The 14,537-nt window shown below is 34.7% G+C and carries 13 protein-coding genes; 5 read left to right on the top strand and 8 right to left on the bottom strand.

The annotated features are described in order from the left end of the window. Window positions 1-9 precede the first annotated feature (9 nt). Genes J502_RS06740 through tviB form a run of 7 tightly spaced genes read right to left on the bottom strand, consistent with a single transcriptional unit; the run spans window position 10 to window position 7,738 of the window. On the bottom strand, window positions 10-834 hold the full coding sequence (locus J502_RS06740) for a glycosyltransferase (protein WP_034683512.1): 825 nt from the start codon (window positions 832-834) through the stop codon (window positions 10-12). A gap of 6 nt (window positions 835-840) precedes the next feature. Continuing rightward, window positions 841-1,875, bottom strand: coding sequence for a glycosyltransferase family 4 protein (locus J502_RS06735; RefSeq protein ID WP_034683510.1), 1,035 nt, complete (start codon window positions 1,873-1,875; stop codon window positions 841-843). 3 nt (window positions 1,876-1,878) lie between these two features. Further along, entirely contained in the window at window positions 1,879-2,820 is a 942-nt protein-coding gene (locus tag J502_RS06730; protein ID WP_034683508.1) for a glycosyltransferase family 2 protein, read from the bottom strand. A 4-nt stretch (window positions 2,821-2,824) separates the two neighbouring features. Next, window positions 2,825-4,207 (bottom strand): O-antigen polysaccharide polymerase Wzy, encoded by a 1,383-nt coding sequence (wzy, locus tag J502_RS06725; protein ID WP_034683506.1) that lies wholly within the window; start codon window positions 4,205-4,207, stop codon window positions 2,825-2,827. Window positions 4,208-4,213: 6 nt separating this feature from the next. Continuing rightward, the gene (locus tag J502_RS06720; RefSeq protein WP_034683504.1) at window positions 4,214-5,164 is read right to left on the bottom strand and encodes a glycosyltransferase family 2 protein; all 951 of its coding nucleotides are present in this window, start codon (window positions 5,162-5,164) and stop codon (window positions 4,214-4,216) included. Between the two features lie 4 nt (window positions 5,165-5,168). Beyond that, entirely contained in the window at window positions 5,169-6,458 is a 1,290-nt protein-coding gene (locus J502_RS06715; protein ID WP_052026670.1) for an MATE family efflux transporter, read from the bottom strand. Window positions 6,459-6,460: 2 nt separating this feature from the next. Continuing rightward, entirely contained in the window at window positions 6,461-7,738 is a 1,278-nt protein-coding gene (tviB, locus tag J502_RS06710) for a Vi polysaccharide biosynthesis UDP-N-acetylglucosamine C-6 dehydrogenase TviB (RefSeq protein ID WP_034683502.1), read from the bottom strand. Between the two features lie 286 nt (window positions 7,739-8,024). Between tviB and J502_RS06705 the strand changes: the two genes are divergently transcribed. From J502_RS06705 to bamJ (J502_RS06685), 5 genes are all read left to right on the top strand, one after another. Further along, window positions 8,025-9,119, top strand: coding sequence for a polysaccharide biosynthesis/export family protein (locus J502_RS06705; RefSeq protein WP_034683500.1), 1,095 nt, complete (start codon window positions 8,025-8,027; stop codon window positions 9,117-9,119). A 1-nt stretch (window position 9,120) separates the two neighbouring features. Further along, window positions 9,121-9,549 (top strand): low molecular weight protein-tyrosine-phosphatase, encoded by a 429-nt coding sequence (locus tag J502_RS06700; protein ID WP_034683497.1) that lies wholly within the window; start codon window positions 9,121-9,123, stop codon window positions 9,547-9,549. Between the two features lie 22 nt (window positions 9,550-9,571). Further along, window positions 9,572-11,770 carry a polysaccharide biosynthesis tyrosine autokinase gene (locus J502_RS06695; protein WP_034683495.1) on the top strand — a complete coding sequence of 733 codons (2,199 nt, stop codon included), beginning with the start codon at window positions 9,572-9,574 and terminating at the stop codon, window positions 11,768-11,770. Window positions 11,771-11,979: 209 nt separating this feature from the next. Continuing rightward, entirely contained in the window at window positions 11,980-12,684 is a 705-nt protein-coding gene (gene bamJ / locus J502_RS06690) for a BamJ family beta-barrel-assembly machinery protein (RefSeq protein ID WP_034683492.1), read from the top strand. A 46-nt stretch (window positions 12,685-12,730) separates the two neighbouring features. After that, a complete protein-coding gene (gene bamJ / locus J502_RS06685) occupies window positions 12,731-13,420 on the top strand; it encodes a BamJ family beta-barrel-assembly machinery protein (protein ID WP_034682123.1) in 690 nt (229 codons plus the stop codon). Window positions 13,421-13,447: 27 nt separating this feature from the next. On the opposite strand, the gene J502_RS06680 is transcribed toward bamJ (J502_RS06685), so the two are convergent. Next, window positions 13,448-14,506, bottom strand: a complete 1,059-nt coding sequence (locus J502_RS06680) for an RNA-guided endonuclease InsQ/TnpB family protein (RefSeq protein WP_034683490.1) — start codon at window positions 14,504-14,506, stop codon at window positions 13,448-13,450. Between the last annotated feature and the right edge of the window lie 31 nt (window positions 14,507-14,537).

The following is a 14,537-nucleotide window of genomic DNA, read 5'->3' as shown; positions in this document are numbered from 1 at the left end:
ACCAAAATTTTATTTAGGATTTTTTCTCAGAAGGTTATTATAAACAAAACCTAAAAGATTGCTTGGTAGAAATCTAAAGAGAGAACGTAAAATAAATGTAATGTATGCAGAAATTAATGATTGAGTCTTTAAAGCCATTTTTAAATTTAGAAGTTGTTTTTCACTCTTAATATATTCTGAACCACGACGCCGAGCGTGCATTCCATTTCCAACCCTTGCATAGACAAGTACTTGACTAAGGTTAGCAACTTCATATCCTTTACTAATAACACGTAACCATAAATTATAATCCTCCATGAATAGATGGTGTTGGTAACCATGAAGGGATAAGATTATACTTTTTTTATAAGCTACGGTCATATGATTGAAAGGATTTCGCTGTTTTGAAAACCTTAAAATGTCTGTATACTTTTCGGGTGCAGGTTTTAGTTTATCAGCATGATCAATATTTTGATCAAACTCTAAAATTTGACCACCAAATAATACTACATTAGGATTATTTTTTATAAATTGTAATTGATATTCAAACCGTTTTTCAACACAAATATCATCTGTATCCATACGGAAAACCCATTCATTCGTACAATGCTTTAAGCCTTCATTTAAGGCCTTACCTAAACCGACATTTTCTGCCAAAGTAACTATTTTTAAAATATTACCGAGTTTCTGCTGCCAATGTTCTACAGATTTCGTAAGCCCTTCTCCAATAGAACCATCTAAAACCAATACTATTTCAGTAGGTTTTAAAGTCTGTTGATCCCAGATGCTTTCAAAGCACTTTTCTAGATATTCAGGTTTTTCTTTATGATATAGGGACAATAGAATCGAGAACATACAATTTTAACCTTCCAAAACCTTTTCAATCCAAACTTTTAAGATCTGTTCAGGCTGATATTTTTTAGCATTGACCAATGAATTTTGTGAAAATTCCGCTAACATATTAGAAGAGGAAGCAAGTTGTAAAATCGCATCTGCCAATGCCTCAATATTTTGGTTTTCAACCAACAAGCCGTTTTTATGATCTTGAATAACATCACTTGGTCCAAAAGGACAATCATAAGACACAATAGGTAAACCGAAACTCTGCGCCTCTACTAAAACCATGGGTAAACCTTCATACTTAGAAGACATTACAAAAAAATCTGATTGCTTATATACCTCTTGCACATTCGATGTGCTTCCTTTCAAAATAACATGCTGTAGAGAGTTTCGCTCAATATAATCTTGTAGCATTTTTTTGTGTTCACCTTCACCATAAATATTAAGGCGCCACTCTGGTATCATTTGATATATTTTTTTCCAAGCTTTCAATAAATGAAGATAATTTTTCTGATCAGTTAAGCGACCTATCGTTACAATTTTTTTACTGCTAAGGGTGGATTCCGGAACAATAGCAAATGGTGAAAAGTTGGGAATAACAATGACTTTGGAATGAAACTTATCAAATTGCTCTTTATCTTTCTGGGTTAAGGTCACAACCTGATCAACCCACTTGTAAAAAAATTTACTTAAAATTTGAACTTTTATAGGTCTACTAACAAAAGACACGTGCTCTAATGTAACCAATTTTTTGATTTTAGGTAAAAGAGCACATAATAAAGATAGCTTACCCATATTATGTACAATCACAATGTCATACGAATGAAGAGAAACATGTATCTTTAATTTTTTATAAAATTCAAGGGAATTACCTGATATTACAACTACATTTACATTATCAGCCACAGGGTAAGCTGTATTACTTTTAATAGACTCTCTGTTCAAAAGAGTAACATCATAATTTGCTATGAATGATAATTTGTTTGCCAGCTCAATGGCAACACGTTCAGTTCCTGATTTGCTCTTTAAAGAGTTAATTAAAAAAAGAATTTTCATAGCTTAGCCTATCGTAATTATTTTAAAAACCAATCGCTTTAAAAGATATTGCAATTGAAATCTAGATTTCATGACACATAAGCCTACAAAAAATATCATTTTTAAAAAATTTTTATCAGCTTTTGCCATAAATGCAGATTTTAAAAAAATATTTGACTGATCAAAATCTGCTTTATATTTAGAATATTTTTCTAAATATTGTAAAACATTCAATTCACTAAAATCATCTTTTCCAGTTTTTAGCCTCATCTCATATAGATCAAGCACATAATTTGACATCAATCTCTGATTAAAACCAATTGTAGAGGTAGTATTCCCGTCACGAATACGAACTGAATATTCATAACTATTTAGATTAGTAAAGAGTAAACCTAATGAATGCATTCTTAATAAAAAATCATAGTCTTCAGCACCAGGAATTTCTCTATATCCTTTAAGTTTAGTATAGACTTCTCGCTTAGCTAACCAAATATGTAGAACTGGCGAACTATACTTTATTGTTTTATTAATAATATTATCATTGATTGGCATTTCTTGCTTACCAATTATTCTATTATTAGGGTCTATAGTATTAACATGACAACCCACTAAATAATATTGAGGATTTTTTAACAAAAATTCTAACTGTTTTTCTAGTCTTTCTGGCGTACTTATGTCATCGCCATCCATTCTTGCAATGAATTCTCCTTTTGCCTGTTCTAATGCGAAATTTAAAGTTTTTACTATTTTTAAGTTTTTATCATTTTTATAAAGTCTAATTCTTGGATCAATCATAGCTAATTCAGCAACTATATTATATGTATTATCAGTAGAGCAGTCATCAACTACTATTATTTCAATATTTTTATATGTTTGATTACAAATTGAAAAGACTGCTTCTTTAACAAAAGCTTCAACATTGTAAACTGGAATCAAAACACTTATTAAAGGCTGCTCAAAAGTCATTTAACTATCTCTTTTTAATAACAATAACAAAAATAAAAATAAGGAGGAAACAGACAAATGAATAAATTAAACCAGAACTAATAGAATACATCAAACTCCGTGGTGCGAACATAAAAGCAGGAAGCAAAGACAATAATACGTATAAAAACAATACATTTTTTTTAGATTTTTCTATTAAATAACAAAAAACTAATCCTAATATAAAAGAAAAAAAACTTAATAACAAATAATTACGTCCACTTAAAATATACAAGTCTAAAAAAACAGACCACCCTAAACCAAACCCATTATCAAATAAAGAGTTATTTAATGTATAAGCAAAAAAAGCGCCTGAATTATAATTTTGGCTTCCTGTCACTAAACCTAACGATGAAAACAAACCAGCTACAGGAAAAAACATTGTTACATAAGTCAATGGAGGCCATTCTGCATGTAAACTATTTACTATTGATGGCAATATATAAGTTAGACTTTGTACATAAATAAATTTTGATAGCGGATTTTCTAAACTAAAGTCGCTTCGACCTCCTCTAAAGCTTTCTAAAAATTGTGCAAAAATCATTAAAGAAATACCCAGTAATGAAATTTTAAAAAAAGGTAAATCTCTTTTTGTTATTAAATTATACATCCATAGACCAATTAGTACCCAAACAAATAAAAGTGCTCTTTGGCCAACAAATAGATTTACTAATATATATAAAAACAGAATAAATAAAGAAAAATATAAACTTCTTTTATTATTGCATAAAACACCGGTTGCTACCATTATAGGGAGAAGTAAACTTGCTATACGTTGAGCACCAAAACTATAATCCGCCTGACCTGTATACAACCCTTCATAACCAGCTACCATAAACATTGAAATCATTTCATAGGATATTGGAAACCATATAATAAAAAGTATAGTTGCACTTAAAAAGTTTAAAATATAAAATGTTTTTTTATAATTCAAATTGCTTAATTGTATATTAAACTCTAACCGAGTAGAAAAAATCAAGCTACCTAATATAAAAGAAGATAACGATAATTGCCAAAAAATTAAACTCTCAAAAAAATCTAAATTATTAAAATAAAAAAGCTGCCCCCAATACAATTCATAGTAATCTCGATATAAACCAAAAAAACTTAAAAAAACTCTACCTAAAGCAAACAAACAACTTGATATATAAAACAAGCCTTGAGGAGAAAATATTTTCACCCTATAAATATAAAACAAAAAGGGGATTAGGGCAAAGTTTAATATATATAAAAATTCACAAAACTTATGATAGAAGCTATCACTTAAGTCATTAAAAATTCCAAAAAAGTAAAATAAAATACAAACAATATTAAATGTTAAAAAAATTACAGTTGCTATTATTTTATTATTTTTAAAAACCATATCCATATTCTTTCACACCCATTTCTTTTTTAACTTTAATAACACTAGATAGATAAAAGGAAAATACTTTAACAAAAAAATCTTATAACTAACTCTATAATTTAACTTAATATTTGCCTCCTCACTAATAACAAATGAATAGACTGTAGACAAACTTTGCCCTCTATCTATCATTATTGATATTTTTTGAGATAAAAATTGATTATAAATAATAGAATAAAGCGGACTTTTATTTGTTGGTATAAATTTCTTTATACCCAAGTCAATCCCATTTAAAAGAGGTTCAGGATAACCGCTTCTAATTGAGCTACCATTCCGATGCCTATAGCAAATAATTTCTTTTCGCATTTCAAAAATTTCCAAACCATCTGTATAATAATAAATTTCTGGAAAATACAGCTTGTCTTCCATATATACATTAATATCAAAATCAAATTTAATTAAAATATCTTTCTTTATAACTCTTAACCAAGGATACCAGCAAGACTGTAAGAATAAATTCTCCCTATAAAATTCATCATTAATCGCAATTTTACTCTGTTTAACAAAATAAATATCTTCAATATAACCTTGCTCTTCATTATACTGTTTAGCATTAAAATGAATTATTTCTACTTTTTTTTTATTTATAACTTTCATTAATTCGTAAAAATAGTTTGGTAACAAATAATCGTCTGAATCCAAAAAACCCACATACTCACCCTTTGCTATTTTTAATGCATTATTTCTAGCAACACTTTGGCCTTGATTTTCTTGATTAATAAAAATAAAATGATCCTCAAGATGAGGATGTTTATCAAAAATACAATTATGAGCTAAAGTCATAGATCTATCAGGCGTACCATCATTAACTAAAATTATTTCAACTGGCATATCTGGTTTAAGTTGCTTACAAACACTTTCCAAACATTCTTCAATATATTTTTCAACATTGTAAATAGGGATAATTAAACTTAAAAGCATACTGTTACCGCTTCAAATAAGTAGATGGTAGGAACATTCTTTTTTGAGTATCCCAAATAAGTCCATTTCTAAAAAAATAATTAAATAGGGTCACCGATAAGATTTCTGTCGTTAAAATGGCATAGATACCACCGTATAACCCATACAACTTGACCATTAAAAAAGTCAATATTACATTAAAGAACACAAGTATAAATGTCTTCCGTTTCAAATATTCATATGCATTGAACTTAATCAAATATTTTTCTGCAATTGTAGACAGTCCTGAGAACAAGGTTACCAAACCTGCTAGCCACAAAATCTCAGTAACCCGAATAAATTCAACGCCATAAAGTACGCTTACAACCCAAGGTCCAAAAAGATATAACCCTAGTGTGACAAACAAAGAAATAACCACCACTACCATATAAAGTTGCGCAACATTATTTTGACTTTTTTCTAAGCTCTCCTCTTGATAGATTCCAGTAAAATAAGATGAAATAATTGCGAGAAGAACAAAGTAAAAACTGTTACCTAATGTCATAGCTACAGTATAAATACCAAGATCAAATTGTGACTCTAAACCTAGGAAGAGCTGTGCCGTTTTAGTAAAAATTGCAACCGAAAGTGAATACAATAAGAGCTTATGACCGACTGCAAAAGTATACTGTCTATATCTTTTTATAGCATATGGCAGCATGATGCCAACAGACAGCTTTTTTTTCGTATAAAGATATTTTCTTAATAAAAATGGTATTAGTGTTAGTAAAATAATGGGAATACCGAGTGTTTCAATCGGAAGTTGAAATAAAACAATTAAATAGCGCACACTTAATGAAATGATTAGCGCTGTGATATTACAATATGCATTTATCTTTGATTCGAGAATTGCATTAAAATAAATACTATAAACATCATGTACAGCAAAATAAATTGCAATACAAGTTGATATACCAAAAATAAAGGTTAAACGATCTGTATAAAAATACAATCCACCTAAAGTAATTATTGAAAGTGAACCATAAATATAATCTCTTAACCTTTTGGAGGCATAAATTATATTTTCTCCAATTTTACGATTCTTGGCTGTTTTTTGAAAAATTACATTCTCTGTGCCCATCAAGGATAGCGTTTGTACAATCGCAAATATGGAACCGACAAAAGTTAACTTACCAAAATTTTCAGGACCGATGTATTTTGCAACGAATGAAGTCACAAAAATTAAGCCAAATATAGCAATTAGCTTTTCAGACATCATCCAAATCGAGTTTTTTATTCTAGGATCTTTAGCTGATCTTATAATTAATCTATACATACTTACAGTCGAATATCTACATCTAACTGATTTAATATATATTTTAAGTCATATAAAACATGTTTTTCTTTTGCCATTACTTTAAATTCATCTATAGACATCTGCTTAAACTGATCATGTGCAACTGCTAAAATAATGGCATCATATTTAACATACGCCAAACTGGAAACAGGGTCTATACCATATTCCTTTGCAGCTTCTAACGGATCTACCCACGGGTCATAAATATCTAAATCTAAATCGTATTCTTTTAACGCTTTGACCATATCTACTATTTTAGTATTGCGAATATCTGGACAGTTCTCTTTAAAACTCAAACCCATCACTAAAATTTTTGAACCCACCACTTGTATACGCTGCTTAACCATTTCTTTAATTAATTGTGTTGCAACATATTCCCCCATACGGTCATTTAAACGGCGTGCCGCTAAAATAATTTCTGGATGCAAGCCTAAAGATTGGGCTTTATGGGTTAAATAATATGGGTCTACCCCAATACAGTGCCCACCCACTAAACCTGGACGGAACGGTAAAAAATTCCACTTGGTTCCTGCAGCCTGCAACACGGCTTCAGTATCAATACCCAATTTATTAAAAATAACCGCCAATTCATTCATTAAAGCAATATTCACATCACGCTGGGTATTTTCAATGACTTTGGCCGCTTCTGCCACTTTTATACTCGGTGCTTTATGTGTACCTGCTGTCACAATCAATTGATAGACTGCATCTACAAAGTCTGCAATTTCTGGGGTAGAGCCCGATGTCACTTTTAAAATATTGGTGACACGGTGGTGTTTATCACCCGGGTTAATCCGTTCTGGGCTATAACCTGCAAAAAAATCCTGATTGAATTTTAAACCAGACATTTGTTCTAAGACTGGAATACACGCTTCTTCAGTCGCACCTGGGTAAACGGTAGACTCATACACCACCACATCGCCTTTTTTAAGCACTTTCCCAATACTAGTAGATGCCTTAATAAGCGGAGTCAGATCAGGTTGTTTAAATTCATCAATTGGGGTTGGAACCGTCACAATAAAAAAATTGCAGCTGTTTAAATCATCTGAATTGGCTGAATAGGTTAAATGTGTCGCTTGTTTAAGTTCTTCTGGCGACACTTCTAAAGTATGATCTTGTCCACTTTGTAATTCTTGTATACGTTTTTGCTGAATATCAAAACCCACAACAGGCAGCTGTTTACCAAATTCGACCGCTAGGGGTAAACCGACATAGCCTAAACCAATAATGGCAATTTTTAGGTCTGAGAGCTGTAGCATTTGGGGGCCTTTAAATTTATATCTGTATTTTATGAAGAATGAATCTTTCGGCAGGAATACTAGCAGAAATTTATGAAATTTATATATCAGCAGTTAGAAAAATTTGTTTGAAATATTCTTGTAAAATACTCAATATGGCGTAACTTAAAAAATATCTGTACTCTATGTACGTGATAGATTGCCTTAAAAAGACGAATAAATTACAAATTACGCTGTACCTATCTTCCAAGTTCGGTAAAATACTTACACACTAAAATTTTTAAAAATTACTATTCGGGTATCTGTTGTGCAACATTTTCAATCAGCTCTTTTACTGTCATGTAGCATTGCTATAGCAGGATGTGCAGTGAGTTCAGGCCTGCAAACCTACGATTTGCCTACGGAAGGCGCTTACAAAACCGATCAGGGAGCTCAGGTCTCTGTTGTACAAATTACCCAGGACAATTTACCAAATTCTCAACTTGGCTATGGTAATGATTTACAAAATCTTCAACATTTATTTGAACACCAACAAACTATTTATCGTCTAAGTCCTGGTGATGTTCTTTCTATCCAGTTATGGGCTTACCCTGAAATTACTCCTCCTATTCAGGATATTAGTAATATAAAGGCTGCCGGTTATCCTATTGACCCAACAGGCAATGTGCAGCTCCCGCTCTTAGGGGCGGTTAAAATAGCAGGAAAAACACTTGCAGAAACCAATCGTTATTTAAGAGCCCATTTTGCACGTTATTTAAAGCATCCTGATGTCGTAGTTCGGGTACTTTCTTATGAAGGTCGCCGTTATTTTGTCAATGGTCAGGTGATGCGTAGTGGTCAGTATACGCTAAATGACCAGCCTATTAGCATTTATACCGCTTTAGGTCAAGCAGGCGGAGTAAATACAGAAACAGGTGATAATACTAATATTCAGCTGATCCGTGATGGACAGATCTATCATCTTAATGCAATTGAACTGGAAAAACACGGCCTGTCTTTACATAAGTTACTGATTCAGCCCAATGACACTATTTTTGTTAATGCGAAGCAAAACCAAAAACTTTATGTGATGGGTGAATCTAGCAGAAGTCAGGCACTATCTTTACGTGATCAAGGTATGACACTAAGTGACGTACTCGGTGAAAGTGAAGGCATCAATCCTTATTCCGCAAGTGCTGCGCGTATTTTTGTGATGCGAACTGATTTAAGTACCAAGACGTCTACCCTTTATCATCTGAATTTAAGCAGTTTAGGTAATCTAGCTTTGGCAAATCAGTTTAAAATGCAAAAAAATGACATTATTTATATAGATGCAACTGGTTTAACTCGTTGGCAACGTGTTGTAAATCAGATCATTCCTTTTTCTAATGCCCTATACAGTTTCGATCAGCTCGGTAAATAATATGCAAATTCAAAATATACTGGTGGTGTGTATTGGTAATATTTGCCGCAGTCCGATGGCAGAGTATTTTCTGAAGAATAACCACCCTAATTTAAATATCGAATCTGCCGGTTTATCGGCCATGGTAGGCCATTATGCAGATGATAAAGCAATTCACTGTATGGATCAGCTTGATATTGATATACGTGCACATATAGCTAGGCAGATTAATGCTGAGCTCATTAAAAAATCAGATCTCATTTTAGTCATGAGTAATAACCAGAAAAAACATCTTGAACAACAGTGGCCTTTTGCTAAAGGTAAAGTTTTTCGTTTAGGTCATTGGCAAGATCAGGATGTCCCTGATCCTTATCAACATGATCAGGCTTTTTTTGATCAGACCTGTCATGACATACAAAAATACGTTTCCGACTGGCAAACCCGTTTCTAATTATATTTTTAGCAGTTAATTCATGAACTCAAATAGTACCCCTCAAGAAGATACCATTGATTTAAAAGAACTATTCTTTGCTCTCATTGCCCAGTGGAAACTGATTGCCTTGTGCATGATTTTAAGCTTGGTGTGTGCCTTACTGTATTTACGTGCCACACCTAACACCTATCAGGTCGATGCCATGATTCAGGTTGAAGACAGTAAAGGTGCAGGTGCAGCTGCACTTTTAGGAGAGTTGGGGACGAGCCTACCCGGAGGTTTAGGAGGAAAGTCTCCTGCAGATGCGGAGATTGAAATCCTAAATTCTCGCAAAGTGCTCGGTCAGACCATTCAAGATTTAAATCTGGATATACGTATCCATAATGAACAGAAGAATTTAATGCATCGTCTGCTCACTGAAGATCAGGACAGAACCCTCTATAAAAATAATGGAGTGACTTGGCAAAACAAAAAACAGTTCTTTGTTGTCCAGACACTAGAGGTTCCTCAGTTTTATATAGATAAGCCCCTTATTCTAAAATTTCTAGATAACCAGGATTTCAGCTTGTCTTATAAAAATGAGATTATATTTACAGGTAAATTAAATAGCCTTAATCAGGACTTGAATGACAAAGGTTTATGGAAAATTCAAATTTACACTAAAAGTCCTTTAGAACAGAGTTTCAAAATAACCAAGCTTTCTATACCATCCGCTGTAAAGTGGATTAAACAGGTTTATAGTGTCGCTGAAAAAGGAAAGAGTTCGGGTATTATCGGTTTAAATTATAATGGTGCAGATAAAGCACATATTACTCAGGTCCTTAATCATATCCTGGCCATTTATCAGGCACAGAATATCGAACGAAAATCATTAGAATCAGCACAGACCTTAAGCTTTCTTGAAAAACAATTACCAGAGCTGAAACAACAACTTGAAGAATCAGAAATTCAATTTAATCGCTTTAGAGAAAAATACAATACCATTGACGTAACGCAAGAAGCGGAGTTGATGTTAAAACAGAATATTGAACTGGAAAAGTTAAAAATCGAATTACAACAGCAACAGGCAGAGCTATCCTCAAAATATACCTCCGACCATCCGTTAATGTCGGCAATTAATGCACAGCTTGCTGAAATTAATCAAAAAACTTCAGAAATGACCCAAGCTATTAAACGTTTGCCTGAAACACAACGGCTTTATTTACAGCTTTACCGAGATGTTAAAGTAAATACTGAGCTATATACTGCTCTATTGAACAGCTATCAGCAACTCAAGATTGCCAAAGCCGGCGAAATCGGCAATGTACGTATTATTGATACGGCTATTGAACCTGTTGAACCGATTAAACCCAAGAAACTTGTTACTTTGATATTAGCTATTTTTGTGGGTGCTTTCTTAGGAACACTTCTAGCTTTACTCCGCAATATGATGCGCACAGGCATTAAAGATGCAGCACAAATTGAAAACGAGCTGACCCTGCCAGTTTATGCCACTGTGCCCCGTTCTACGATTCAAGAAAGCCGAATTAAACTGCTCAAGAAGAAAAAGAATATTCCTATTCTTGCAGTTAAGGATAGTAATGATATTGCTATTGAAAGCCTGCGCAGCATGCGTACTGCTATTCATTTCGCGTTAGCCAGTGCCCAAAATAATATCATTGCCTTATCAGGTCCAGCACCTGAAATCGGTAAATCCTTTATTACTATTAACTTGGCAACGATTCTGGCTCAAAGCGGTAAACGAGTTCTAGTAATTGATGGCGATATGCGCCGCGGCTATATGCATAAATATTTTAATGCAGAAGTTAATCCAGGCTTGGCTGAGCTGCTCAATCATCAGAATCACTATGAAGATGTTTTACAAAGCTCAACTGTGGAAAATCTGTTCTTTGTAACACGTGGTAGAAGCCCGGTAAATCCATCTGAGCTTTTAAGTACCGAATCATTAAAGGCGTTTCTTGATCGCGCTTCGACCAGTTTCGATCATGTCCTGATTGATACCCCTCCGGTACTGGCAGTAACTGACGGGATTATTATCGCCCAGTATGCCGGTGTGAATCTTCTAATTGCTCGTCATGCTAAAACACAGATGAAAGAGCTGGAGATTACAGTGAACCGTTTTGAACAGGCAGGTGTAAAAGTCAATGGGGTCATTCTCAACGATATTCAGCGTACTGCGGCAGGTTATGGTTATGGCTATAACTATGCTTATGCGTATCAGGCAAAAAAGGATGATTAAATCAGTTTTGAAATAATTTAAAAGCCGGGATTTATTCCGGCTTTTTATTGTTACGGTGGCAGATAGATTGTTATACAAGTTTAAAGTAGGATTTTAATGCACAGAAAAAACATATTGTTTGATTGCAAAATATTCTATGCTAAAAGAGTTAGATGACCTAATTACCCCATGGTCGATGTTAAAAGATAAAATGAACTGGAACGCCCTTTATGAGTAAAGCCTTACCTATTGCTGTTGCTGTTATCCTCGGCGGTGCTGCCCTGATCCCTGTTTACTATGCCAGCCAGCATCCTGTGACGCATACCGGTAATGTGAGCAAAGATGCCTCTTCAATCCAGAAAATCAGTTATGCGCTGGGCTATGAAGTTGCACATCAAACTCCACCAGAACTTGATGTTGACAGTTTTGTAACTGGTATCCGTCAGGGACACGCCCGTGCCAAGCCAGCTTATACTGAAGAAGAGCTACAGGCAGCGTATGTGCAGTTCCAGCAAGATATGCAGAAAAAACAGCTTGAACAGGCTCAAAAAGCTGAATCTGACAGTAACAGTTTTTTGACTGAAAATGCTAAAAAAGCTGATGTACAGACTACAGCTTCAGGATTGCAATATAAAATCATTAAAGAGGGGACAGGTAAGCAGCCTACCGCTACTTCCCGTGTGACAGTTCACTATAAAGGCCAGCTGACAGATGGAAAAGTATTTGACAGCTCTTATGACCGTGGTGAGCCAGTCGAGTTCTCTTTAAACCAGGTCATTCCGGGATGGACAGAAGGCTTACAATTACTGAAAGAAGGCGGCAAGGCTACCTTGTATATACCTGCTAAACTTGGTTATGGTGAACAAGGCGTACCTGGTACGATTCCACCAAACAGCACTCTAATTTTTGATGTAGAGCTGCTTAAAGTACAATAATAATGCACAGGAGGGTCTGAGTACCCTCCACCCTTCAGGATTTTTTATGAAAAAAACACTGCTCGCTTCTATTTTAATCTCGGCCAGCTTCTCTGTCTGGGCGTTACCTGTGACCAATAAAAGTCCGCAAAAAGACCAGCTGGGTTATAGCTATGGCTATGTCATGGGTCGTACCAATGCAGATACCTTGAAAGACCTTAATCTGGAAGCTTTTATTCAGGGCCTAAAAGAAGGTTCTGAAGGTAAGTCTGCCCGTTTGACTGAAGAGGAAATGGCCCGAGCCTTAACTCAATATAAAAAGCAGGCGGAAGCTGAACAGCTGATTGAATTTCAGAAGATGGCTGCCAAAAATGGGCAGGCTGGTGCAGTATTTTTAGCAGAAAATATGAAAAAACCTGGTATTATTAGCACCAAATCTGGCCTGCAATATCAAATTATTCGAGCGGGGCAGGGAAAAACTCCCAAGCCAACCTCACAGGTCAAAGTACATTATGAAGGCCGTTTACTAGATGGTACCGTGTTTGACAGTTCAATTGCACGTAGCCAACCGGTAGCTTTTCAGCTGAACCAAGTCATTGAAGGTTGGTCTGAGGGTTTACAGACCATGAAAGAAGGCGGTAAAAGCCGTTTCTTTATTCCAGCCAAGCTGGCTTATGGCGAAATTGGTTCCGGTGACGCTATTCCACCGAATAGTACCCTAATTTTTGATGTAGAGCTTTTGCAGATTTTACCTTAATTTCTGTTCTTTGACATCCTCCCCGACCTAAAGGACAGGGATTCCTCCTACGAGACGCTCATGTCCGAGCGCAAGAATGTTGAGTGCTGAGTTTATATCTCTATCGTGGAATGTACCGCATTCCACACACTGCCATTCTCTTATTCCAAGCCCTGCTCTACCTTTCGGACTACTGGAGCGTGAACCACAGCACGAACAAGTCTGGGTGGTATATGCCTCGTTGACTTCTTCATACCATACTCCTGCGTTCTCGCATTTATACTTGAGCATGGATCGAAGTGTTGTCCAACCTGCATCTAGCACAGACTTGGCTAGTTTGGTCTGTGCCAATGCTTTGGCATTGACATTGCCAACGAAGATCGCTGCATGTTCATTCACCAGTTTATGGCTGAATTGATGCAACATATTTTGTCGTATATTTTTGATTTTGGCATGTATCGCTTTGACACGTTTCTTATTTTTTGCACGTTGTGCAATACCAAATCTTTGTTCGTATTGGCGATAAATTTGAGGGGCTTTGAGTTTTACCCCATTTGAACAGGTCGCTAAATCTTTTAAGCCTAAATCTATGCCTATTGATGTTTTTGTATTGGTCTTTACTTGTTGAACATTTTCAACCACTAGACACACATACCAGCGTCTACGACTGTCTTCTACAAACGAGCCTGTTTTGATATTGTATTTACTTAGTCCGTAACTGTCCCATAGTTTGAATTGGTGCTTGCCATATTGAATATAGCCATTAGCATATTTGATTGCTACTTTCTTAAAGGGTATCCAACCTAACGAACGCCTAGCCGATTTCTTATTACTAACACGCCATTTTAGTTTTGCTTTCTTGAATTGCTTGCGTCTTATGACTAATTCTTCTGTGACAGCCTGAATAGTTTGGCTATGCAGATTACATTCTTTAGATGCGCCTTTAGTATATTTAGCAACGTCATAAGCTGAGAAGAATTTTCCTGTTCTTTGTAGGTGCTTGAAACACAAATCATTGACGTAATTCCAGACAAAGTTTACCTCTAATGCTAGTTGGTCTAACTCCTTGCAATGTTTGTCTTTTATGCGTAATTTAAGTGTTTTCATAAAATTATATTAACAAGCTAAATTCAAGCAA

The sequence above is a fragment of the Acinetobacter sp. 1294596 genome (genome assembly GCF_000582925.1).
Classification (GTDB): Bacteria; Pseudomonadota; Gammaproteobacteria; order Pseudomonadales; family Moraxellaceae; genus Acinetobacter; species Acinetobacter radioresistens.
The sequence above is the reverse complement of the archived record's forward strand: the minus strand, read 5'-3'. Positions and strand labels throughout refer to the sequence as shown.